Source organism: Erwinia sp. V90_4 (genome assembly GCF_029967685.1).
GTDB classification, from domain to species: Bacteria; Pseudomonadota; Gammaproteobacteria; order Enterobacterales; family Enterobacteriaceae; genus Erwinia; species Erwinia aphidicola.
In genome coordinates, this window is sequence record NZ_JASCAQ010000041.1 from 32225 (window position 1) to 54531 (window position 22307).

The following is a 22307-nucleotide window of genomic DNA, read 5'->3' on the forward strand; positions in this document are numbered from 1 at the left end:
TAGCTTCTCCTGCTGTTAGTTATAGGGTTGTAGGTCGACACGCGCCATCATCGCGGCCAACTGGGTACGATCGGTAACGCCCACGTTGCTCTGGCTGACGGCCATCGCCGCCACTGCCGTTGCAAGACGCAGTGTATGCTCGCTGGATTCGCGCATCAGCAGGCCGTAGATCAGCCCGCCAACCATCGAATCACCGGCACCCACGGTGCTTACAACTTCACAGGCAGGTGGTTTTGCAATCCATTCGCCTGAAGCATTCACCCACAGCGCCCCTTCGGCACCGAGAGAGATCACCACGTGTGCGATACCCTGCTCACGCAGCGCATGTGCTGCTTCAATCACATCTTGTAATGTCGGGAGTTTACGCCCCGCCCAGATTTCCAGCTCGCGGCGGTTAGGCTTGACCAGCCACGGCGCGGCTTTCAGGCCAGCGACCAGCGCCTCACGGCTGCTGTCAAAAATAATGCACGGGCAGTGGGTACGCAGCTGCGTCATCCATTCGGTGAACGCATCCGGATCGACGCCTGCTGGCAGACTGCCGCTGACGCAGACCATGTCGAACTGACCCAGCCAGGTCAGCGAGTCGGCGGTGAAGCGCTCCCAGTCCTGAGCGGTGACTTCAAAACCTGAGAAGTTCAGGTCGGTCACGTCGCCGTCTTTTTCAGTCAGCTTTACGTTGATACGCGTGCGCCCTTCCACCACCTGGAAGCGGTTGGCGATGCCAAGGTCGCTAAACAGGTGCTGGAAGCCGTCCTGATTCTCTTTGCCGAGGAAGCCGCCAACGGTGACGTCGATGCCGAGATCCTTCAGCACTTTGGCCACGTTGATGCCCTTGCCCGCCGCGTGCAGCCCGGTGGTTTTTACCAGGTTGACTTCTCCGCGTTCAACTTCCGGCACGTACCCGACCAGGTCATAGGCCGGGTTGAGGGTAATGGTGGCTACGCGTCTGCTCATGCTGCCCCCTCACCCAGGCCGGAAGCGATGGCGGCGCCGATGGCATCCAGCGCGGCGCGGGCATCTTCACCGCTGGCGGTGAAGCGCAGACGGTGGCCTTTTTTCACGCCCAGCGCGACCACTTTCATCAGGCTGCGGCCGTTAGCGGGCTTGCCGCTGCCGTCGAGGTTAGTCACGGTGACATCACAGTTGAACTGCTTGATCACGCTGACCAGGGCGGTGCCCGGACGGGCATGCAGGCCATGTTCATTACGAATGCTGAACTCTTCGGTCAGCACGTCTGCCTGCTCGGACACTTCGCTGGTTAACAGCGCGAGGATCCGGGCGGCATCGGCGCTCAGCAGGCGATCGGCTTTCTGCTGGATCAGCAGATCGCTTAAATAGTTGAGCACGGTTAACGGCTGGTCATCGGCGACGGATACGGTGATCAGCAGCTGTGCAGTTTCACCATTAACATCAAATGGTGCGGCAGCGCGGCTGATTGCCACGGCGCTGGCGAGGTTACCGCTGGTGCTGTCGCTCAGCCAGATGCCCTGCCCGAGGTTCAGCGGCTTACCGGCAATCACGCAGGTCAGGAATGAGGCATCTACCGCGCCCGCCTGCTGTAAACGCCCGGCGTTCAGCGCCTGCAGGGTCATCAGATCGCTGGCTGCAACGTCGGTGGCAATCAGCGAGGTATCAAATTTGAATTCGGCGGCCAGCTTCTCACCCATCAGGATGCTGCGCAGAGTTTCGGCGGAGTCGGCCGTTTTCAGCTGTTCCGTTACGCTGTCATCGCTCAGTACGTGCGTCAGCTGGCGCAGCAGTGCCAGATGCTCGTCAGACTTCGCCGCAATGCCGATCACCACATAGGCGGTCTGATCGTCACCCCAGGCGATGCCCTGCGGGAACTGGAATACCTGCACGCCGGTTTTCAGCACCAGGTCGCGGGTATCGGTGGTACCGTGCGGAATAGCGATGCCGTTACCCAGATAGGTAGAGGTCTGCTGTTCACGCGCCAGCATGCCGTTTACGTAGCCTTCGCCCACGTTACCTGCTGCGGTCAGCGCGGCAGCAACCTGACGAATGGCATCCTGTTTGTCGCCGGCCTGGGCACCAGGCTTAATGGCGTTGAGTTCTAACTGGAACATGGTTCTCCTCGCTGCTGAATTTGAATCGTTTCAGCTAATTTGAGAAAAAAAGCGCTATCACCTTGATAACAACCTGAAGCGACAACGCTGAAACGTTTCAATGAGTTTGGTCCCGTTAGCGGATCCGTTGCAAGTTTTACTGTGAACGGCGTAGCAGATTTTTGATGTCCCGCACATTTCATCAAGGTTTTTCGGAAAAAGAGCCCCTTAACCCAAATAGCTGAAGCCCTGCTGAAGCCAGACGGCACAGGGCTTTATTGTGCAAAAAGTGCGTTAATTCCACACACTTGCGCAAAGGATTGCAAAAGCATTCCCGCCCGCTGGATAACGGCGTAAAATCTCGCCGTTTTTCCTTATCAGGCCCGATGACCCCATGCAAATACCCGCTGCACCCGCCAGAACCTTGCCCGGCAACCGCTCGCTGGCCTTCCTCGTGCTGGCTTTTATCTCTGGCCTCGCCGGGGCGCTGCAGACCCCGACCCTCAGCCTGTTTCTTACCACCGAAGTGCAGGTGCGGCCTTTTATGGTTGGGCTGTTTTTCACCTTTAATGCGGTCATTGGCATTCTGGTCAGCCAGCTGCTGGCGCGTTACTCGGACCGTAAAGGCGACCGAAAAACGTTAATCCTTTACTGCTGCCTGCTCGGTGCGCTGGCTTCCCTGCTGTTTGCCTGGAACCGCAACTATTTCGTGCTGCTACTCACTGGCGTGATGCTTTCCAGCTTTGGCAGCAGCGCGACCTCGCAAATGTTTGCGCTGGCGCGTGAGCACGCCGATAAAACCGGGCGCGAGAGCGTGATGTTCAGCTCGGTGATGCGCGCACAGATTTCTCTGGCGTGGATGATAGGCCCACCTTTAGCCTTTGCGCTGGCGCTCGGCTATGGTTTCCGCACCATGTATCTCACCGCCGCCATTGCCTTTGTGCTGTGCGCGGTCATTGTGCGCTACCTGCTGCCGTCAATGCGCAAAACGACGCAGGTGACCGCAAAACCCATTCAGGCGCCGCGCCAGCACCGCCGCGCTACCCTGACGCTGTTTATCGCCTGCACCCTGATGTGGTCCTGCAACGGGCTGTATCTGATTACCATGCCGCTATACGTAGTCAATGAACTGCATCTGCCGGAGAAGCTGGCGGGGATCATGATGGGGCTGGCGGCCGGGCTGGAGATCCCGATCATGCTGCTGGCGGGCTATTACGCTAAGCGCTTTGGCAAACGCCTGTTAATGCGCATCGCCGCCGTTGCCGGGCTGCTGTTTTACACCGGCACGCTGCTGTTTGATGGTGAGATGCAGATGCTGGTGTTGCAGGGGCTGAACGCGGTGTTTATCGGTATCCTCGCGGGTATTGGCATGATCTACTTCCAGGATATGATGCCCGGCCAGGCCGGAGCGGCCACTACGCTGTTCACCAACTCAACGCGGATGGGCTGGATTGTTGGCGGCGCGCTGGCGGGTGCCGTGGCGCAGTTCTGGAGCTATCATGGCGTATTGTGGTTTGCGGTGGTGATGATGGCGGCAGCAATCGCCTGCCTGTTACGCGTGCCGGAACCAAAAGTGCAGAGTTGTGAAGTGGCACAAGGGTAATTCAGGGCGCGGTTTGCGCCTCCAGATCCAGCAGAAACACCATCGCCTGCTGGCGGCTACTGCCGCACATCGTCAATTCCGGCTGCAGCCCGGCACAGACTTTGGGCCGCAGCGGGGAGCCGAATATTTTGCAGCGCGACTGGCTGTCGAGCTGCACGCAGGGTGTGTTTGCCGGTTTGCCGTTCGGCATGCCGGGAATAGGCGATGAAATTGACGGTGCTGTACAGCAGGCACCACATCCGGCACGACATTCCATCACTGACCCCCCTGTAATAAGATCGCGACAATAGCAGCTCGCCCTGCTGAATACTATTGTTTAACGATGGCCCGATCGGGTCGACCAAAAAAGAAGGTCGCCCCCTGCGATCTCCCGAGATTTTGATGATCTTCCGACCAGATATTTTCACTGCGCCATCTTGCCTGGCGGCAGCGGCGCGAGTAACGTGTCGCGATAATTTATCCTCTTCACGACGAGACCTGTTTTATGCCAAGAGCGAACGAAGTTAAAAAGGGCATGGCGATCAATTACAATGGCAAGCTGCTGTTAGTCAAAGATATTGATGTACAAAGCCCCAGCGCCCGTGGCGCGTCTACCCTTTATAAGATGCGCTTTACCGATGTGCGTACCGGCCTGAAAGTCGAGGAGCGCTTCAAAGGCGATGACCTTCTCGACACCATCCAGCTAAGCCGCCGTCAGGTCACCTTCTCCTATATTGACGGTGACGAGTACGTGTTTATGGATGACGAAGACTACACCCCTTACAACTTTAAGCAGGAGCAGATTGAAGACGAGCTGCTGTTCCTGCCGGAAGGCGGCATTCCGGGTATTCAGGTGCTGACCATGGACGGCCAGATTCTGGCGCTGGAGCTGCCGCAAACGGTGGACATGGAAATCGTTGAAACCACGCCTGGCATTAAAGGCGCTTCCGCCAGCGCCCGCACCAAACCGGCCAAAATGAGTACCGGCCTGGTGGTGCAGGTGCCGGAATACCTGAGCAACGGCGACAAAATCCGCATTCACATCCCGGAACGCCGTTACATGAGCCGCGCTGACTAGCCTTCGCCTGCGACCATAAAAAAGGCGCGGTCTGATGACGGCGCCGTTGATGTTATGTTATAACAACTTAATTACGATTACTGATACTCTACCGTGACAATCCCCACTCTTCGCTGCGCATCAATCCAGTGGATTTTGCTGCTGCCGATATTGTAGGGCAACTGCTGTGCGGTCGTGCTGTTCAGTGCCAGCGTGCTGACTTTTGTCTTGCCGTTGCGCTGACAGGAGACATTAACCTGGGTTTTATTCACATCGGAATCGCAGAGAGACTCAACGATACTGCCTTGAAAATTAATAACACCCGTACCGCTCGTTGATTGACTATTCCCTGCCATAACACTGCTCGTCCATGAGGCGAATAGCACCACGGCCGCAGCCGAAAGAATGCTTTTCATGCTCACCTCATCGTTTATTGTGTTCCTTATTAGGATAGCCAATTACAATTAGTTACATGATGAAAACAAATCACGGTAAAGAACGATAAATATCATTAAAGTTTCTTCAAGGAGTGCCGATGACCCGCGTAAATCTGATTACTGGCTTTCTCGGAAGCGGAAAAACCACCACCCTGCGCCATCTGCTGGCCAGCAAACCTGCTGGTGAGAACTGGGCGGTGCTGGTAAATGAGTTCGGCGAAATCGGTATCGATGGTGCCCTGCTGGCGGAGAGCGGCGCGGTTCTGAAGGAAATACCCGGCGGCTGCATGTGCTGCGTCAACGGCCTGCCAATGCAGGTCGGGCTAAATATGCTGCTCAAGCAGACCCGGCCCGACCGCCTGCTGATTGAACCCACTGGTCTTGGCCACCCTAAACAGATTCTGGATATGTTATCGGCGGCGGTATATCAGCCGTGGATCGATCTGCGCGCCACGCTTTGCCTGCTTGATCCGCGCCAGCTGGCGGATAATCGCGTCGTAGAAAATGAAAACTTCCGCGATCAGCTGGCTGCCGCCGATATCATTATTGCCAATAAGCAGGATCGCTGGGATGAGGTCACGCAAAGGGCGCTCAGCCAGTGGCAGCAGGATTTCGGCCAGGCGCGGCCGCTGGTGCGCACCTCTCAAGGCACCATCGACGCCGCCCTGCTCGATCGGCCGCGCAGCAATCAGCAGGCATTACCCTCCCCTTTGCACCACCATCACGGCGCCCCCTCACCGCTGGCCTCGCTGCGGCTGAATGAAAATTCCCGCTGGCGCCGCGCGCTGAATCAGGGCCAGGGCTACTATGCGGCGGGCTGGATTTTCGACAGTGACACCGTATTCGACACCATCGGCCTGCTTGAATGGGCGCGACTGGCGCCCGTTTCGCGCGTAAAGGGCGTGCTGCGGATCGCCGAGGGCCAGGTGAGCATTAACCGCCAGGGCGCCGACTTCCATATCGAAACCCGCCAGTTGCCGCCGCCGGACAGTCGGATTGAGCTTATTCACCAGGAACAGTCCGACTGGAATATTTTACAAAGTGCTTTGTTGAGCCTTCGTTTATAATCTCAGGCATACTCTACGCCGCGACATTTCTTAATAAATCCTTAATCACAATGACAACTAAACGCCTGCTAACCATACTGGCCCTGAACGCTGCGGGCTTTGCGCTGTTCTTCTCGTGGTATCTGCCGGAGAATCATGGCCAGTGGTTTATCCTCGACAAGACGATTTTCTACTGGTTTAACCAGCATCTGGTGACTAACCAGGCCCTGCTGTGGCTGGTAGCCATCACCAACTTTCGCGCGTTTGACGGCGTGTCGCTGCTGGCGATGGGTGCGCTGTATCTGCACTTCTGGCGCCGTGAAACCCCACAGGGGCGCCGCCGGATGTTGGCGATTGGCATCACGATGCTGATTACCGCGGTCGGTCTTAACCAGTTAGGGCATTTGATCCCGGTCTCTCACGGCAGCCCGACGAAGTTCTTCCCGGACGTCAACCACGTCACCAGGCTGACCGGCATCCCGACTAAAGACTCCTCTGCGGACAGCTTCCCGGGCGATCACGGCATGATGCTGATGATATTCGCCTGCTTTATGCTGCGTTATTTCACCCGTCGCGCGTTTGCCGTCGCTGTGGTTATCGTGCTGGTATTTGCTCTGCCGCGCGTAATGATTGGCGCCCACTGGTTTACCGATATCGCCGTGGGCTCGTTATCGATAGTGCTGGTTGGTATGAGCTGGTGGCTGATCACTCCGGCGAGTGATTATCTGGTGAACTGGCTGGATCGAAACCTGCCGGGAAAATATAAGCCGCGGAAATAATTTATCGGCAGTAGCGAAACGGCGGGGAATATTTCCTCGCCTGCTGCTGCGATAATTGAAATTAATTAGTCTGCTAACGAAGCGTGATAAATAGAATTTGTTATGCTCTGGCCCGCACAAAACCCTCTGATTTTCCCATCCGTCCAGCCCGATAATTCTGATTTTAACTTGACTATGAGCGCGTTGTTGCAAAATTGCACTTAGGTGCACACGGTTGCGCTGCAAATTGACGATAATGTAACCAATTCGTTGCGTAATGATTTCACATCACAAAAACCTATAAAAAACTGCTTAAAACCCCTCGCCATGCGGCTTGTAATCGGTTAACCTCACTTTCAATTAGACGATCTGGCTAAAGTATTTCGGTAAGTTACATTTTAAAGTGTGCTAAATCACACATTTTAACGTTTTCCGAATTGTCTTAGCTCACCGGACTAATTAATCTCGTTTCGCTCCGTCACTTTTCTAACGACTTGGTCGTTAAGGACTTCAAGGGATCACAAACATAATGGTCAAGTCTCAACCTATTCTGAGATATGTTTTGCGGGCGCTCCCCGCTGTCGCGTTAGCGGCGCTGTTGTCAGCATGTAGTTCGAACAGCGGACACAATGTACAAACTGATACTCATGCAGTAAAAAGCCAGAACGGTTTTTTACTTCAAGCGTCTCAGGATGAATTCGAACAGATGGTTCAGAATGTGGATATCAAATCCCGCCTGATGGACCAGTACGCGGACTGGAAAGGTGTGCGTTACCGCTTAGGCGGTACCAGCAAGCGCGGCGTTGATTGCTCCGCCTTTGTACAGAACACGTTCCGTGAGCAGTTTGGCCTGGATCTGCCCCGCTCGACCTATGAGCAGGAAGATACCGGTAAAAGTATTCAGCGCACGAAATTGCGCCCGGGTGATTTAGTTCTGTTCCGTGCAGGCTCCACGGGTCGTCATGTCGGTATTTATATCGGTAATGATAACTTCGTTCATGCCTCCACCAGCAGCGGTGTGATGATTTCTAACCTGAATGACTCATACTGGAAAAATCGCTACCGCGATGCACGTCGCGTACTGAGCCATACGCAAAGCTAACTTCCGATCTCCTGAAGTTCGCGAAACACGAGATATGCAAACGCTGCCCAGGCAGCGTTTTTTTTTGCCTGATTTTCAGCGCAAATAGCGGCGCTGAAAAAGGATTGATACACATCAATAATCATAGAGACAGAACGGCCAGCGCCGTTATATTCTCATGGGCTTCACCAGAGAGCAGTATTTGACGACAACATAATAAGAACCGGCGAAAACGGGAGAAAACACCCAATGCCACTCACCACCACCGTCAGGCGGCATGTGACGCATCCGCGCAGGATAATCTGCCTGAGTGCGGCAATGGGGCTGCTCTTTTTTCTGTTATTTGTTGCTATCACGCTGATCCTGACCTGGAACCGGCGCTCCGAAGGCCATAACCGGCTTGCCGGATATACGCAGTCTTATGTCATCAACGTTTTCGATGAGCTGAAAACCACCCTGTTGCCCTTGCAGGGCGCGACGCAGGCTCCCTGTGAGCAGGTTCGCAGTGATTTAACCCAGCGCGCGGCCTTTGCGGCCAATATTCGCGCCATCCTGCTGGTGAAAGATCACAGCGCTTTTTGTTCATCCGCCACCGGCCCCATGGCGCTGGATATCGATGAAATCTCACCCGAAACCGACGCCAGCCGAGCCGTGGATATTCGCCTGATCCCCGGAACGCCAATGGTGCGCAACACACCCGCTATCGTGCTGTGGCTGAAGAATGCTTCCCAGCCCGGCAGTGGGATTTTTACCACGCTGAATATCAACCTGACCCCTTACCTGCTGCTCGCTTCGCGCCAGCAGGAGATCAGCGGTATGGCGATTGCCGCCGGGCAGAGGGCGCTGACCACCTGGAATGACAAAGTGGTCAACCGCAGTCAGCTGCCCGCCAGCCCGCTGCGTAAAATCGCCATTCCGGGCTATCCACTCACGCTCTATCTGTATGGCGAAGTGCTGCCCGGGCGCGATGTTCATATTATTTTGCTGGCCGGGCTGCTGCTGGGCGTGCTGATTACCTGCGGCTGCTTCCTGCTGTTGACCCTGCGCCTGCGCCCCGGCAAGGAGATCCTGCTGGGGATTAAGCGCGGCGAGTTTCACGTTGAGTACCAGCCGGTCATTGATGCCAGCAGCGGCAAACCCTACGCGATCGAAGCACTGCTACGCTGGACGCATCCGACCGAGGGACGCATTCCACCGGACTCCTTTATCAGCTACGCCGAAGGGCAAAACCTGATCGTCCCACTAACCCGCCATCTGTTTCGCCTGGTGGCGCGCGATGCTCATCGCCTGCGTCACGCCGTGCCTAAGGGCACCAAAATGGGTGTTAATCTCTCCCCTGCTCATCTGGTTCATCCGACCTTCCGTCAGGACGTCAACGACTGGATTAGCGCGATGCCTGCAGACCACTTTGGCTATATGTTTGAGATTACCGAACGCTCCATGGTGGCTGAGGCAAATGCCGATGAGGTGTTCGACTGGATCCGCGAGCGCGGAATTAAAATTGCCATTGATGATTTCGGCACCGGTCACAGTGCCCTGATCTATCTGGAAAAGTTCCAGTTTGACTACCTGAAGGTTGACCGTGGCTTTGTGCAGAGCATCGGCATGGAGACGGTAAACTCACCGGTGCTGGACACCGTGCTGAGCCTGGCGAAAAAGCTTAATCTTAAAACCGTGGCCGAAGGGGTGGAAACCGGAGAACAGGCGCTATGGTTAATTAACCGCGGCGTGACCCATATGCAGGGTTATCTGTTTAGTCGTCCGCGCGGCGTGGCGCAGCTGATCGAATATTATCTGCAGCAGCAGGTACCGGCTAAAATTCTCAGCGTCAACCTCTAGCAGATACTGTCAAAGCGGGTAAAAAGCCTTTAATATCATTGCTCCGCCCGGCTAATGGTGTCAGGCTTACGCAGATTACTGACCCGTCACAGGTGGGAGCCGATGAAACCATGATTGCGCGTATTGTTGCCCTGACGCTATTTGCCCTGACCGCCAGCGTTGCACAGGCGGAAAAGATTAATGTGAGCTACAGCTTTGCTCAGCTGGGTACAGCGAAATACGCCAGCGGTTTCAACCACTTTGATTATGCCGACCCGGCCGCACCGAAAGGCGGTAGCATTACCCTCTCCGCCATTGGCACCTACGACAACTTTAACCGCTACGCCATGCGCGGCAACCCGGCCGTAGGAACGGAGTCGCTGTACGACACGCTGTTTACCTCCTCGGATGATGAAACCGGCAGCCTTTACCCGCTGGTGGCCGAGTTCGCGCGTTACCCGGATGATTACCGCTGGGTTGAGGTCAGTATCAATCCGCGCGCGCGTTTCCACGACGGTACGCCGATTACCGCTGAAGATGCGGCCTTCACCTTTAATATGTTTATGACCCAGGGCGTGCCCCAATATCGCGTGATCTATAAGGGCGTAACGGCAAAAGCCATTTCGCGCCTGACGGTACGTTTTGAGCTGCCAAAGTCGGACCGTGATCAGATGCTCTCTTTGCTGTCGTCGAAAGTTTTTCCGAAAAGCTTCTGGAAAGATCACAACCTCGCCGACCCGCTGCCGTCACCGCCACCGTCCAGCGGTCCGTACCGCATCACTGCCTATAAAGTGGGCCAGTCAGTCACTTATACACGGGTGAAAAACTACTGGGCTGCAAACCTGCCGGTGAATAAAGGCCGCTACAATTTCGACACCATGCGCTATGACTACTATCTGGACGATAATGTCGCCTTTGAAGCGTTTAAGGCCGGGGCATTTGATTTCCGTGCCGAAGGCTCGGCAAAAAAATGGGCGACGCAGTACAGCGGCAATAACTTTGAACGCGGCTATATCGTTAAGGAAGAGGTTCCAAATACCGTCAGCACCGATACCCAGTGGCTGGCGTTTAATATCCAGAAGCCGCAGTTTGCCGACCGCCGCGTGCGTGAAGCACTCTCCCTGCTGTTTGATTTTGAATGGATGAACAAAGCACTGTTCTATAACGCCTACCAGCGCGTCGACAGCTATTTCCAGAACACCGAATACGCGGCGCGCAACTACCCGGATGCCAAAGAGCTGGAAATTTTAGGGCCGTTAAAAGGCCAGTATCCTTCGGACGTGATTGATAAGATCTATCAGCCGCCAAAGTCGGACGCTTCAGGCTATGACCGCAGCAAACTGATGCAGGCGCTGGATTTGCTGAAGCAGGCGGGCTGGCAGCTGAAAAATCAGCAGCTGGTGAATGTGAAAACCGGCCAGCCATTCCGCTTCGAACTGCTGCTGCGCAGCGGCGGCAACGACCAGTGGGTGCTGCCGTTCCAGCATAATCTGGCGCGTATTGGTATTACGATGAACGTGCGCCAGGTTGACAGCTCACAGTACCTGGCGCGCCTGCGCAAGCGCGATTTCGATATGCTGCCTACGCGCTACCTGGCGTTTGCCACCCCAGATGCGCAGCTGCAGATTGTTTGGGCTTCCGCCTATATCGACTCTTCATGGAACACGCCGGGCGTGACCAGCCCGCTGGTGGATAATCTGATTGCGCAGATTGTGCAGCATCAGGGCGACAAAGATGCCCTGCTGCCGCTTGGCCGCGTGCTGGACCGGGTGCTGCTGTGGAACTATTACATGATCCCGATGTGGTATGCCGCCAACGATCGCTATGCGTACTGGAACAAGTTCTCGATGCCGACCACGCGCCCGACCTATGCGCAGGGCATCGACAACTGGTGGTACGATGTCAATAAAGCCGCACAGCTGCCGGCGCAACGTCGTTAAGGAGCCAGACTGTGGGTGCTTATTTAATTCGTCGCTTATTACTGATTATTCCCACGCTGTGGGCGATTATTACTATCAACTTCTTTATTGTGCAGATTGCCCCCGGTGGCCCGGTCGATCAGGCGATTGCCAATATTCAGTTCGGCCAGACCACCGGCATGCCTGGCGCCGCCGGAGAGGGCGCGGCGCACGGGCGCAGTTCGCTCAATGCCTCACCGGGCGACAATCAGTATCGCGGCTCGCGCGGGCTGGACCCGGAGGTGATCGCGGAGATCACCAAACGCTACGGCTTTGATAAGCCGCTGCACGAGCGCTACTTCACCATGCTATGGAACTACATTCGTTTCGACTTCGGTGACAGCCTGTTCCGCAGCAGCTCGGTGATCCAGCTGATTAAAGAGAGCCTGCCGGTTTCGGTGACGTTAGGGCTGTGGAGCACGCTGATCATCTACCTGGTGTCGATCCCGCTGGGGATCAAAAAGGCGGTGCGCAACGGCAGCGCGTTTGATATCTGGAGCAGCACGCTGATCATTGTCGGCTACGCCATCCCCTCCTTCCTGTTCGGTATCATCATGATCGTGCTGTTTGCCGGCGGCAGCTACCTCGACTGGTTCCCGCTGCGTGGCCTGGTATCCCCGCAGTTCGACACGCTGCCGTGGTACGGCAAGGTCACAGATTATCTGTGGCATATCTGCCTGCCGGTGCTGGCAACCGTGATTGGTGGCTTCGCTACGCTGACCATGCTGACGAAAAACTCGTTTATGGATGAAATCCGCAAGCAGTATGTGGTGACCGCACGCGCAAAGGGGCTGGACGAGAAAAAGATCCTTTATCGCCACGTGTTCCGCAATGCCATGCTGCTGGTGATTGCCGGGTTCCCGGCCACCTTTATCAGCATGTTCTTTACCGGATCGCTGCTGATTGAAGTGATGTTCTCGCTCAACGGCCTCGGGCTGCTGGGCTATGACGCCACCATCCAGCGCGATTACCCGGTGATGTTCGGCACGCTGTATATTTTCACCCTGATCGGCCTGCTGCTCAATATTCTCAGTGACATCACCTATACGCTGGTCGACCCACGTATTGATTTTGAGGGCCGCTAATGAGCCGTTTAAACCCGATTAATCAGGCGCGCTGGGCGCGATTCCGCCATAACCGCCGCGGCTACTGGTCGCTGTGGATTTTTGCCGTGCTGTTTGCCCTGTCGCTGGGCGCAGAGCTGCTGGCCAACGATAAGCCGCTGGTGGTGCACTATCACGACCGCACCTATTTCCCGCTGCTGGTGAACTATACCGAAAGCGACTTCGGCGGCCCGCTGGAGACCCCGGCGGATTATCAGGATCCGTGGCTGAAATCGCGGCTGGCAGCAAACGGCTGGGCAATCTGGGCGCCGGTGCGCTTTGGTGACGACACCATTAACTTTGCCACCGATGTTCCCTTCCCTTCCCCCCCCTCGGCGCAGAACTGGCTGGGCACCGATGCCAACGGCGGTGACGTGCTGGCGCGCATTCTTTACGGCGCCCGCATCTCGCTGCTGTTCGGGCTGATGCTGACGCTGGCCTCCAGCGTGATTGGCATCCTCGCCGGCGCGATTCAGGGCTATTTCGGCGGCAGGGTCGACCTGTGGGGCCAGCGCTTTATTGAAGTGTGGTCGGGCATGCCGACGCTATTCCTGATTATCCTGCTCTCCAGCGTGATCCAGCCCGGCTTCTGGTGGCTGCTGGGCATTACCGTGCTGTTTGGCTGGATGAGCCTGGTGGGGGTGGTGCGTGCCGAATTTCTGCGCACGCGTAACTTTGACTATATCCGCGCCGCGCAGGCGATGGGCGTCAGCGACTGGCGCATTATGTCGCGCCATATGCTGCCCAATGCGATGGTCGCCACGCTCACCTATCTGCCCTTTATTCTCTGCGGCTCAATCACTACGCTGACTTCACTCGATTTCCTCGGTTTTGGTTTACCGATGGGTTCGCCGTCGCTGGGTGAGCTGCTGCTGCAGGGCAAAAACAACCTGCAGGCGCCGTGGCTTGGCCTGACCGCTTTCTTCTCGCTGGCGATCCTGCTGTCGCTGTTAATATTTATCGGCGAAGCGGTGCGCGACGCCTTTGACCCCAGCAAGGTGTATTGATATGGCACTACTCTCGATTCAGGATCTGAGCATTGCCTTTCGTCAGGGCGCGCAAGAGCGCCGCGTGGTCGAGGGGCTGTCGCTGTCGGTCGATGCCGGAGAGACGCTGGCGCTGGTCGGCGAGTCCGGCTCCGGAAAAAGCGTCACCGCCCTGTCGGTGATGCGCCTGCTGCCAACGCCGCCGGTAGTGTATCCGCAGGGTGATATTCTGTTTGCCGGGCAGAGCGTGCTGCACGCCGATGAGCGCACGCTGCGCGGCCTGCGCGGTAACCGCATCGCGATGATCTTTCAGGAGCCGATGGTGTCGCTGAATCCGCTGCACAACATCGAAAAGCAGCTGTACGAGGTGCTGTCGCTGCACCGCGGCATGCGCCGTGAAGCCGCCCGGGCCGAGATGCTCAGCTGCCTTGATCGCGTGGGCATCCGCAATGCCGCGCAGCGCCTGAGTGATTTTCCGCATCAGCTTTCCGGGGGTGAACGTCAGCGCGTGATGATCGCCATGGCGCTGCTGACCCAGCCTGAATTGTTGATCGCCGATGAACCAACCACCGCGCTGGATGTGACGGTGCAGGCGCAGATCCTGGTGCTGTTGAAAGAGCTGAAGCAGGAGATGAATATGGGCCTGCTGTTTATCACGCACAATCTGAATATCGTGCGCCAGTTGGCGGACAGCGTCACGGTGATGCGCAACGGTCAGGCGGTCGAACATAATCGCACCCAGCAGCTGTTCAGCGCACCACAGCATCCCTATACGCAAAAGCTGCTGGACTCAGAGCCAGAAGGCCAGCCTGACCCGGCTGACAGTGCTGCGGAGCCGCTGCTGCGGGTAGAGAATCTGCAGGTGGCCTTCCCAATCAAACAGGGGCTGATGAAGCGCACTGTGGGCTATCACCACGCGCTGAAGTCACTGAGCTTTACGCTGCGCCCGGGTGAGAGCCTTGGGCTGGTGGGGGAATCCGGCTCTGGCAAAAGCACCACCGGGCTGGCCCTGCTGCGCCTGCTGCATTCGCAGGGTGAGATCTGGTTTAAACAGCAGCCGCTGCATTTGTGGAACCGTAAAAAGATGCTGCCGGTTCGCCGTCAGATCCAGGTGGTGTTCCAGGATCCTAACTCATCGCTCAACCCGCGCCTCAACGTGCTGCAGATTATCGCCGAGGGTCTGCAGGTGCACCATCCCGAGCTGAATGAAGCCGAGCGCGAGGCGCGCGTGATAACCGCTATGGAAGAGGTTGGGCTGGACCCGGCTACGCGCCAGCGCTATCCGTCAGAGTTTTCCGGCGGTCAGCGCCAGCGTATTGCCATTGCGCGCGCCCTGATCCTGCAGCCGCAGCTGATCATCCTGGATGAACCGACCTCATCGCTCGACCGTTCGGTGCAAAAGCAGATCCTCGCACTACTGAAAAATCTTCAGCAGCAGCACCGGCTGGCCTATATCTTTATCAGCCACGATCTGCGCGTGGTGCGGTCGTTATGCCATCAGGTGGTGGTGTTGCGGCAGGGAGAGGTGGTGGAACAGGGCATGTGCGAAAGCGTGTTTAGCGCGCCAGCGCAGGAGTATACGCGCCAGCTGCTGGCGTTAGCCTGAGAACGGCTCGGCAATGCCTACGCCAAAGTTTTTCAGACGGCAGGTGGTGGCGCATTCGTCTTCGCGCTGGACGAACAGGCAAGGCTCCCCTTCCCACTCCAGCACCGAACAGCTGAGCTGAATTTCAGCCAGCGCGGCCTCAATCTTCTGCATAATTTCCCACGCAGAAGCCCCGCTGTGGCTGAGCAGGCGCAGCCCGATTAAATCGTCATCGCTGTTCAGGAGGTTGAGTGCGCGTGGTTCGACAGCCATGCCAACAGGCCCGGCGCACCAGCGATAGCTTTGCGGCAAACGATGTACTACTGAATGTTGTAACGTATTCAACAGGGTTCCCCAGAGCGAATTTTAAACAATATTTTCACAAATAATTCACAAGGTAAATCATCAATTGGCGCCAGCAAAGAAACTCATTAATAACTGGCACTATTTACCCTGCAACTGCTTACCCTTCAGCGGGATAAATCCTGCGTTCGGCGGTTTTTTTGAGAGCTACCTCTCATTTATTCGTTATATTTACCGCGTTCGCCGGGCAATCACAACCCATTTTGCTGCAATCTGGTTACTTCTTGCGAAATATTTTTACAAATAATAAACATATTGAACAGGGTTTTAGTGGGGAAGCCAGATGATATGGTTCGAGCGGAGAAAGGGTCTTCATTTGGGCCGGTGCAGATCCTCGGCACGGGGCGACCGGGAAAATGGTCTTCATTGGGAGCGGTGCAAATCCTCGGCACGGGGCGACCGGAAAAAATGGTCTTCATTGGGAGCGGTGCATATCCTCGGCACGGGGCGACCGGAAAAAATGGTCGCCCCCTACGGCGGGCGATTACACTGTAGGGGCTGACCCTCTTTTTCGGTCAGCCCGGAGTCAGCCGGGGGTCAGCCCACCCTATCCGATTTACGTGGCCGTGAAGCGTAGGTAAACAGCACAATCGACACGGTTGCGCAGATAAAGATCGCGCCCACCATCGGCCATGCGCTGTTGAAGGTGATCAGCGACAGCAGTGCGCCAGCCAGTGCCCCCACGCCAAAGCGCAGCGTGCCCGCCAGCGAAGACGCAGTACCGGCCATATGTGGAAACTCTTCCAGGATCACCGCCATTGCATTGGATGAGACCATCGCCACGCAGCCGATAAACATCGCCACGCCAAACACCAGCGGCAGGAAGCCGAGGTTCAGCGCGCTAACGATCACCATCCAGACGCCCATGGTGAACTGGATCAGCAGCCCAAGGCGGAACATCACCAGCGGCCCAAAACGGCGCACGCAGCGGCTGTTAAGCAGCGTCATCAGGAACAGAAACACCACGTTAAGCGCAAAGTAATAGCCGAAATCCTGCGGCGAGATGTGGTTCAGTTCGATGTAAACAAACGGACCGGCATTGAGGAACGAGAACAGCCCGGCAAACGAGAAGCCGCTCGCCAGCATGTAGCTGAATACGCGCTTATGGCGGAACAGCGACAGGAAATTACGCAGGGTGGTGCGCAGGTTAAACTTCTGGCGTTTATCGTGCGGTAACGTCTCTTTGATCTGGGTCACCACCATCACGGTGGTGATGACGGCCGCGGCCGAAATGGTCCAGAAAATCGCGTGCCAGCTCCAAATCAGCAGCAGCCAGCCGCCGACAATCGGTGCCAGCAGCGGTGCAATAGTGGTGACCAGCATCACGAAAGACATCATGCGTGAAAACTCCTCTTTCGAGTAGGTGTCACGCATCAGGGCGCTGATCACCACGCTGCCCGCCGCCGCCGACAGGCCATGCATAAAGCGCAGGACGATCAGCTGATCGATGGTCTGCGCCATGGCACAGGCCCCGGCCGCAATCGCAAAGATCAGCGTGCCAACGGCAATCACCGGTTTGCGGCCAAAGCTGTCCGCCAGCGGGCCATATACCAGCTGCCCGAGCGCGAAGCCAAGAATATAGGCGTTTAGCGTCATCTGTACGCTGCCTGCAGAGACCGAGAATTCGCGGGCGATTTGCGGCAGCGCCGGAAGATACATATCAATCGACAGCGGCATTAACATCGCCAGCAGTCCGAGGATCACCACCAGACCCACAGAGGAATTCTTATCCTTAGCCACGCACCCACCCTTTAAAAAAGTCTTAACGCGCCAAACCGACGCTGGCAATTTCTTCTTCTGTTAACGGACGGTATTCACCCGGTTCCATATCCGCATCCAGGGCAATCGCGCCGATGCGCTCACGGTGCAGGGCCACCACGTGGTTGCCGACGGCGGCGAACATACGTTTAACCTGGTGGTAGCGCCCTTCGCTAATGGTCAGGCGCACCGTCTGCGGGTCAATCACTTCCAGCGTCGCCGGTTTGGTCAGGGTCTTCTCGTTATGCAGCTGCACGCCGTCGGCAAACTGCCGGGCAGTATCGTCAGAGAGCGGCGATTCCAGCGTCACCAAATAGGTTTTCTCGCAGTGATGGCGTGGAGAGGTAATGCGGTGCGACCATTGACCATCATCGGTCATCAGCACCAGCCCGGTGGTGTCGATATCCAGACGCCCGGCGGCGTGCAGTTTGTAAGCGGTCGGTTCAGCGAGGAAATAGAGCACCGTCGGGTGATCCGGGTCATCCGTTGAGCAGACATAGCCCTGCGGCTTATTCAGCATAAAGTAGCGCGGCCCCACCTGAACGTGTAGCGGGTTGCCGTCATATTCTACTGCGCTTTCCGCGCTGAGTTTAAAGGCACCACTGCGTACCACTTCACCGTCAACGGTGATTTTATTGGCGCGAAGTTCGCGTGCGGCGATGGCGCGGCTGACTTCCAGCTGCTGGGAAATAAATTTATCAAGTCGCATTAACTCTGCACTGCCTGTTATTTGGGGTGAAAACGGAAAAATAGGTCTTGAGATGTGGCGTTGGACGCTCATCCAGAATGGAATGCACATTATAGCGGTAGAAACCCACTAGGCACAGAGGGGATCGTACTCGCAGAGTGATTTCGTGGCATAATATGCCTTTGTTGCTGCTTTACGAGTGTTCATGTCGTTTACCCTACGCCCCTATCAGCAGGAAGCAGTGGATGCCACCATCAGCTACTTCCGCCGCTCCAGCCAGCCCGCCGTCATCGTGCTACCGACCGGTGCCGGAAAAAGCCTGGTGATTGCCGAACTGGCACGCGTGGCGCGCGGACGCGTGCTGGTGCTGGCGCACGTTAAGGAACTCGTGGCGCAGAACCACGCCAAGTATCAGGCCTACGGGCTGGACGCCGACATTTTCGCCGCCGGGCTGCAGCGCAAAGAGAGCCGCGCCAAAGTGGTGTTTGGCAGCGTGCAGTCGGTGGCTCGCAACCTTGAGCTGTTCGATGCCGATTTTTCACTATTGATTGTCGACGAGTGCCACCGCATCAGCGACTCCGAAGATAGCCAGTATCAGCAGATTATCAACCAGCTGCGCCAGCATAACCCGCAGCTGCGCCTGCTCGGGCTTACGGCCACGCCTTACCGTCTGGGGAAAGGCTGGATTTACCAGTTCCACTATCACGGCATGGTGCGCGGCGATGAACGGGCGCTGTTCCGCGACTGCATCTATGAGCTGCCGCTGCGCTACATGATCAAACACGGCTTTCTGGTGCCGCCGGAGCGGCTGGATATGCCGGTGGTGCAGTATGATTTTAGCCGCCTGCAGGCGCAGGAAAACGGCCTGTTTAGCGAAGCCGATCTCAATCGCGAGTTGAAACAGCAGCAGCGCATCACGCCGCATATTATTCAGCAGATTGTCGAGTTTGCCGAACAGCGAGAGGGCGTAATGATCTTCGCCGCCACCGTTGAACATGCGCGTGAGGTGCTCGGCCTGCTGCCCGGCAGTAAGGCGCTGATCAGTGCCGGTACCCCGGCCGCCGAACGCGACGCGCTGATCGCCGCCTTTAAAGCCCGGGAGCTGCGCTACATGGTCAATGTGGCAGTGCTGACCACCGGCTTCGATGCCCCGCACGTGGATCTGATTGCCATTCTGCGCCCGACCGAGTCCGTCAGCCTGTATCAGCAGATCGTCGGGCGCGGCCTGCGCCTCAGCCCCGGTAAAACCGACTGCCTGATCCTCGACTATGCGGGCAATCCTCACGATCTGTTCACCCCGGAAGTGGGCGCACCGAAGGGTAAAAGTGATAACCAGCCGGTGCAGGTGTTCTGCCCCGGCTGCGGCTTTGCCAATACCTTCTGGGGGAAGACCACCGCTGACGGCACCATTATTGAGCATTTTGGCCGCCGCTGTCAGGGCGTGCTGGAGGATGATGACGGCCTGCGTGAGCAGTGCGATTATCGCTTCCGTTTTAAAAACTGCCCGCAGTGCAATGCCGAAAACGATATCGCCGCCCGCCGCTGCCGCGAGTGCGACACCATTCTGGTTGACCCGGATGATATGCTGAAAGCCGCGCTAAAGCTGAAGGATGCGCTGGTGCTGCGCTGTGCCGCAATGGTGCTGGAGAGCGGCAGCGACGAACACGGCGAGTGGCTGAAAGCACGCTATTACGATGAAGATGCTACCGAGGTCAGCGAGCGTTTTCGCCTGAAAACCCCGGCGCAGCGTACCGCCTTTGAGCAGCTGTTCCTGCGCCCGCATCAGCGTGCTCCCGGCGTGCCGCTCGGCTGGAAAACCGCCGCCGATGTGATCGCCCTGCAGCCGTTACTGCGCCACCCTGATTTTGTGGTGGCGCGCAAACAGCGCCATTTCTGGCAAATTCGCGAGAAAGTGTTTGATTACCAGGGGCGTTTTCGCCGCGCAAACGAGCTGCGCTGAGTTATTGCATTGCCTGGGGGACGGTATTCGGCTATAATCCCGCCCGCTTTTGCCGGGTTTCACCCGGTCAAAGCTGAACAATCCAGACTGCTGCTGGGTCGCCTGTAGCAGGATTAAAAATTGAAGAGACTTAACTATGTTCACTATTAAAGCAGAAACTCGTAAAGAGCAGGGCAAGGGTGCGAGCCGCCGCCTGCGTACAGCTAACAAATTCCCGGCAATCATTTATGGCGGAAACGAAGCAGCTGTAGCTATCGAACTGGACCACGACTCCGTACTTAACCAGCAGACTAAGCCTGGTTTCTACGAAGAAGTGCTGACTCTGGTTGTAGATGGTAAAGAAACCAAAGTTAAAGTGCAGGCTGTTCAGCGTCACCCGTTCAAGCCAAAACTGCACCACATCGACTTCGTTCGCGCTTAATTGCCCGAGTGAAAATGATGTAAAAGAGACGCCGCATCTGCGGCGTTTTTTTTCGTCTGAATATTGTGGTGATTGGGGGCGGGCCGACCAGAAGGTTCGGCCCCTGAGCCCCTATCAATCACTTCTCGGTAACCCCCCCGGAGCTCAGCCTGAGCCAACAGGAGCGGCAAAAGACGCTCTCTGCGGGCCTCGGCATTCGGCATCCCTCCTGATACCTGGCACCTGTCATCCCGCGATGATATTCAGATCAATTTTTGTGGGGCTACTTCATGAAAGGTTCATCACATCACTACATTTCATGCATATGAAAAACTGTTAACAATCATTCATTAACTAAGGTTTAGCTAAAATATTTTACGCCAGTAGGTTCAATATAATCCTGTAAAGACATCCCCCAGTCTCATCCTGGATGAGGATTATCAAATGAAGCTTAAAGTAGGATAAAAGGTTTTTCTCAGCACGGTTGAACCAGAATATATCCCTTCAGGTCTTGTAAAGTAGCTTTTGTATCGTTTTATAAGGATACCAACCAAACCTCACCCTGGAGAGGATTTATCAAATGAAGCTAAATGAAGATCAAAATATTCTTCTCAGCACGAAAGAATCAGAATATATTCGTTCAGTTCTTGAAAATATTGCTTACGACCCATCGGGTTCAGATTTGTATCTAAACGAAATCCGTAAGGTGGCTTATGCGACATTTCCTGAACGTGTAATAACAGCAATCAATCGAATTAAAAGCTTTTCATCTAGCGCTCTCGGTTACTTACAAATTGATAATCTTCCAATAGACAAGGGTGTCACTGGAAGCCCCCGCCACAGAGAAACCGGCAATGCATTCAAAAATGGCGTATTAAGCGAAAATGTGCTGGTGACGATGGGTGTACTTACTGGTGAACCATATTCTATTGCTCATGAAGGTCATGAGCTGGTAAATAATCTTACACCACATAAAGAGGCCGCAAAAGAATTTACCGGTCTTGGATCTGAAGTTGAGCTTGATTTCCATATCGAAAATGCCGCACAAGCGTATATGCCAGAAGGTGACACCTCACCTCTTGCTCTTATATTACTTGGCGTACGTGGTGAACTTCACGGGGGCCCACAGACCCGTATTTCAGACTGCCGCCGGGCGTTAGAAAAACTTTCTGAGGAAGATATAAAACATCTTTATGGCAAAAATTTTATTATTCGCGTGCCGTACCGTTGGCGTGGCGCTTCTGCTGAACCACGCGATAATACGGATTTAAGCCCAATTCTTTCAGGCCCTATCTCTGCTCCACGTGTCACCGTGGCTTTCTACCCTGATATGGTGCTTGCAGTTAATCAAAGCGCCAAACAGGCTCTTGAAAACCTTTATCAGGCGGTACGTGAAGTCTCATTTGGCATTCAGATAAACCCTGGCAGACTGATACTCATCAATAACAGTTTCACTTTGCATTCCCGTGATAGTTTTAAACCCAATTTTGATGAAAATGATCGTGCACTTCGCTGGGTCCAGAGAGTTTTCGTTGCCCGAAACCTGTGGAACTTCAGAGAGTTCACTGCTGTAGAAGATCGCGTATTTGACCCCACAAACAAAATAGCAGCGTCTGAAAAGACAAATCTTAAAACTGCATCATCAGCAGCGTAAAGCCTTTACG

The 22307-nt window shown here is 55.7% G+C and carries 20 protein-coding genes; 13 read left to right on the forward strand and 7 right to left on the reverse strand.

The annotated features are described in order from the left end of the window. Positions 1–15: 15 nt before the first annotated feature. Positions 16–954: a 1-phosphofructokinase gene (gene fruK / locus QLG07_RS07895; RefSeq protein WP_048915516.1), complete on the reverse strand. Its 939-nt coding sequence runs from the start codon at positions 952–954 to the stop codon at positions 16–18. Beyond that, positions 951–2084 carry a fused PTS fructose transporter subunit IIA/HPr protein gene (fruB, locus tag QLG07_RS07900; protein ID WP_282468951.1) on the reverse strand — a complete coding sequence of 378 codons (1134 nt, stop codon included), beginning with the start codon at positions 2082–2084 and terminating at the stop codon, positions 951–953. The genes fruK and fruB overlap by 4 nt, the downstream gene beginning before the upstream one ends. Before the next feature lie 373 nt (positions 2085–2457). On the opposite strand from fruB, the gene QLG07_RS07905 reads away from it, so the two are divergent. Next, on the forward strand, positions 2458–3666 hold the full coding sequence (locus QLG07_RS07905; RefSeq protein WP_282468952.1) for a sugar efflux transporter: 1209 nt from the start codon (positions 2458–2460) through the stop codon (positions 3664–3666). A gap of 1 nt (position 3667) precedes the next feature. Here the strand turns inward: QLG07_RS07905 and QLG07_RS07910 are convergent, their stop codons facing one another. After that, positions 3668–3922 carry a YkgJ family cysteine cluster protein gene (locus QLG07_RS07910; protein WP_048915513.1) on the reverse strand — a complete coding sequence of 85 codons (255 nt, stop codon included), beginning with the start codon at positions 3920–3922 and terminating at the stop codon, positions 3668–3670. A gap of 228 nt (positions 3923–4150) precedes the next feature. Here QLG07_RS07910 and yeiP point away from each other — a divergent pair, with 228 nt between their 5' ends. After that, positions 4151–4723, forward strand: a complete 573-nt coding sequence (gene yeiP / locus QLG07_RS07915; protein WP_048915512.1) for an elongation factor P-like protein YeiP — start codon at positions 4151–4153, stop codon at positions 4721–4723. 77 nt (positions 4724–4800) lie between these two features. Here yeiP and QLG07_RS07920 read toward each other — a convergent pair whose 3' ends face one another. After that, the gene (locus QLG07_RS07920) at positions 4801–5118 is read right to left on the reverse strand and encodes a hypothetical protein (RefSeq protein ID WP_099754033.1); all 318 of its coding nucleotides are present in this window, start codon (positions 5116–5118) and stop codon (positions 4801–4803) included. 119 nt (positions 5119–5237) lie between these two features. On the opposite strand from QLG07_RS07920, the gene QLG07_RS07925 reads away from it, so the two are divergent. The 8 genes from QLG07_RS07925 to yejF all read left to right on the forward strand — a co-directional run bounded on the left by QLG07_RS07925 (position 5238) and on the right by yejF (position 15495). After that, positions 5238–6206 carry a GTP-binding protein gene (locus tag QLG07_RS07925; protein WP_282468953.1) on the forward strand — a complete coding sequence of 323 codons (969 nt, stop codon included), beginning with the start codon at positions 5238–5240 and terminating at the stop codon, positions 6204–6206. A 50-nt stretch (positions 6207–6256) separates the two neighbouring features. Further along, a complete protein-coding gene (locus tag QLG07_RS07930) occupies positions 6257–6964 on the forward strand; it encodes a phosphatase PAP2 family protein (protein ID WP_048915509.1) in 708 nt (235 codons plus the stop codon). Between the two features lie 508 nt (positions 6965–7472). Further along, entirely contained in the window at positions 7473–8045 is a 573-nt protein-coding gene (mepS, locus tag QLG07_RS07935; RefSeq protein ID WP_048915508.1) for a bifunctional murein DD-endopeptidase/murein LD-carboxypeptidase, read from the forward strand. A 228-nt stretch (positions 8046–8273) separates the two neighbouring features. Beyond that, positions 8274–9863 (forward strand): cyclic di-GMP phosphodiesterase, encoded by a 1590-nt coding sequence (locus QLG07_RS07940; RefSeq protein WP_282468954.1) that lies wholly within the window; start codon positions 8274–8276, stop codon positions 9861–9863. A gap of 110 nt (positions 9864–9973) precedes the next feature. After that, positions 9974–11782 carry an extracellular solute-binding protein gene (locus tag QLG07_RS07945; protein WP_282468955.1) on the forward strand — a complete coding sequence of 603 codons (1809 nt, stop codon included), beginning with the start codon at positions 9974–9976 and terminating at the stop codon, positions 11780–11782. Between the two features lie 11 nt (positions 11783–11793). Further along, positions 11794–12885 (forward strand): microcin C ABC transporter permease YejB, encoded by a 1092-nt coding sequence (locus QLG07_RS07950; RefSeq protein ID WP_048915505.1) that lies wholly within the window; start codon positions 11794–11796, stop codon positions 12883–12885. After that, positions 12885–13910, forward strand: coding sequence for a microcin C ABC transporter permease (locus QLG07_RS07955; RefSeq protein WP_048915504.1), 1026 nt, complete (start codon positions 12885–12887; stop codon positions 13908–13910). Before QLG07_RS07950 ends, QLG07_RS07955 begins: the two co-directional genes overlap by 1 nt. Before the next feature lies 1 nt (position 13911). Next, on the forward strand, positions 13912–15495 hold the full coding sequence (yejF, locus tag QLG07_RS07960; RefSeq protein ID WP_253536789.1) for a microcin C ABC transporter ATP-binding protein YejF: 1584 nt from the start codon (positions 13912–13914) through the stop codon (positions 15493–15495). Here the strand turns inward: yejF and QLG07_RS07965 are convergent. The 3 genes from QLG07_RS07965 to rsuA form a co-directional block, all read right to left on the reverse strand. Beyond that, positions 15487–15819: a YejG family protein gene (locus QLG07_RS07965; RefSeq protein WP_048915523.1), complete on the reverse strand. Its 333-nt coding sequence runs from the start codon at positions 15817–15819 to the stop codon at positions 15487–15489. The two genes, yejF and QLG07_RS07965, sit on opposite strands and share 9 nt — an antisense overlap. 555 nt (positions 15820–16374) lie before the next feature. Further along, on the reverse strand, positions 16375–17577 hold the full coding sequence (locus QLG07_RS07970; RefSeq protein ID WP_048915502.1) for a Bcr/CflA family multidrug efflux MFS transporter: 1203 nt from the start codon (positions 17575–17577) through the stop codon (positions 16375–16377). A 22-nt stretch (positions 17578–17599) separates the two neighbouring features. Beyond that, positions 17600–18304 (reverse strand): 16S rRNA pseudouridine(516) synthase RsuA, encoded by a 705-nt coding sequence (gene rsuA / locus QLG07_RS07975; RefSeq protein WP_099754029.1) that lies wholly within the window; start codon positions 18302–18304, stop codon positions 17600–17602. A gap of 184 nt (positions 18305–18488) precedes the next feature. On the opposite strand from rsuA, the gene QLG07_RS07980 reads away from it, so the two are divergent. From QLG07_RS07980 to QLG07_RS07990, 3 genes are all read left to right on the forward strand, one after another. After that, positions 18489–20243, forward strand: coding sequence for a DEAD/DEAH box helicase (locus tag QLG07_RS07980; RefSeq protein ID WP_282468956.1), 1755 nt, complete (start codon positions 18489–18491; stop codon positions 20241–20243). A gap of 136 nt (positions 20244–20379) precedes the next feature. Continuing rightward, complete coding sequence (gene rplY, locus QLG07_RS07985) at positions 20380–20664, forward strand: 50S ribosomal protein L25 (RefSeq protein ID WP_048915499.1); 285 nt, start codon at positions 20380–20382, stop codon at positions 20662–20664. Positions 20665–21223: 559 nt separating this feature from the next. After that, positions 21224–22297 (forward strand): TauD/TfdA family dioxygenase, encoded by a 1074-nt coding sequence (locus QLG07_RS07990; protein ID WP_191149708.1) that lies wholly within the window; start codon positions 21224–21226, stop codon positions 22295–22297. Positions 22298–22307: the final 10 nt, after the last annotated feature.

Excerpts from the sequence above, each read along its gene's own strand:
- fruK (WP_048915516.1), bottom strand. The coding sequence starts at position 954 with ATGAGCAGACGCGTAGCCACCATTACCCTCAACCCGGCCTATGACCTG.
- fruB (WP_282468951.1), bottom strand. The coding sequence starts at position 2,084 with ATGTTCCAGTTAGAACTCAACGCCATTAAGCCTGGTGCCCAGGCCGGC.
- QLG07_RS07905 (WP_282468952.1), top strand. The coding sequence starts at position 2,458 with ATGCAAATACCCGCTGCACCCGCCAGAACCTTGCCCGGCAACCGCTCG.
- QLG07_RS07910 (WP_048915513.1), bottom strand. The coding sequence starts at position 3,922 with ATGGAATGTCGTGCCGGATGTGGTGCCTGCTGTACAGCACCGTCAATT.
- yeiP (WP_048915512.1), top strand. The coding sequence starts at position 4,151 with ATGCCAAGAGCGAACGAAGTTAAAAAGGGCATGGCGATCAATTACAAT.
- QLG07_RS07920 (WP_099754033.1), bottom strand. The coding sequence starts at position 5,118 with ATGAAAAGCATTCTTTCGGCTGCGGCCGTGGTGCTATTCGCCTCATGG.
- QLG07_RS07925 (WP_282468953.1), top strand. The coding sequence starts at position 5,238 with ATGACCCGCGTAAATCTGATTACTGGCTTTCTCGGAAGCGGAAAAACC.
- QLG07_RS07930 (WP_048915509.1), top strand. The coding sequence starts at position 6,257 with ATGACAACTAAACGCCTGCTAACCATACTGGCCCTGAACGCTGCGGGC.
- mepS (WP_048915508.1), top strand. The coding sequence starts at position 7,473 with ATGGTCAAGTCTCAACCTATTCTGAGATATGTTTTGCGGGCGCTCCCC.
- QLG07_RS07940 (WP_282468954.1), top strand. The coding sequence starts at position 8,274 with ATGCCACTCACCACCACCGTCAGGCGGCATGTGACGCATCCGCGCAGG.
- QLG07_RS07945 (WP_282468955.1), top strand. The coding sequence starts at position 9,974 with ATGATTGCGCGTATTGTTGCCCTGACGCTATTTGCCCTGACCGCCAGC.
- QLG07_RS07955 (WP_048915504.1), top strand. The coding sequence starts at position 12,885 with ATGAGCCGTTTAAACCCGATTAATCAGGCGCGCTGGGCGCGATTCCGC.
- yejF (WP_253536789.1), top strand. The coding sequence starts at position 13,912 with ATGGCACTACTCTCGATTCAGGATCTGAGCATTGCCTTTCGTCAGGGC.
- rsuA (WP_099754029.1), bottom strand. The coding sequence starts at position 18,304 with ATGCGACTTGATAAATTTATTTCCCAGCAGCTGGAAGTCAGCCGCGCC.
- QLG07_RS07980 (WP_282468956.1), top strand. The coding sequence starts at position 18,489 with ATGTCGTTTACCCTACGCCCCTATCAGCAGGAAGCAGTGGATGCCACC.
- rplY (WP_048915499.1), top strand. The coding sequence starts at position 20,380 with ATGTTCACTATTAAAGCAGAAACTCGTAAAGAGCAGGGCAAGGGTGCG.
- QLG07_RS07990 (WP_191149708.1), top strand. The coding sequence starts at position 21,224 with ATGAAGCTAAATGAAGATCAAAATATTCTTCTCAGCACGAAAGAATCA.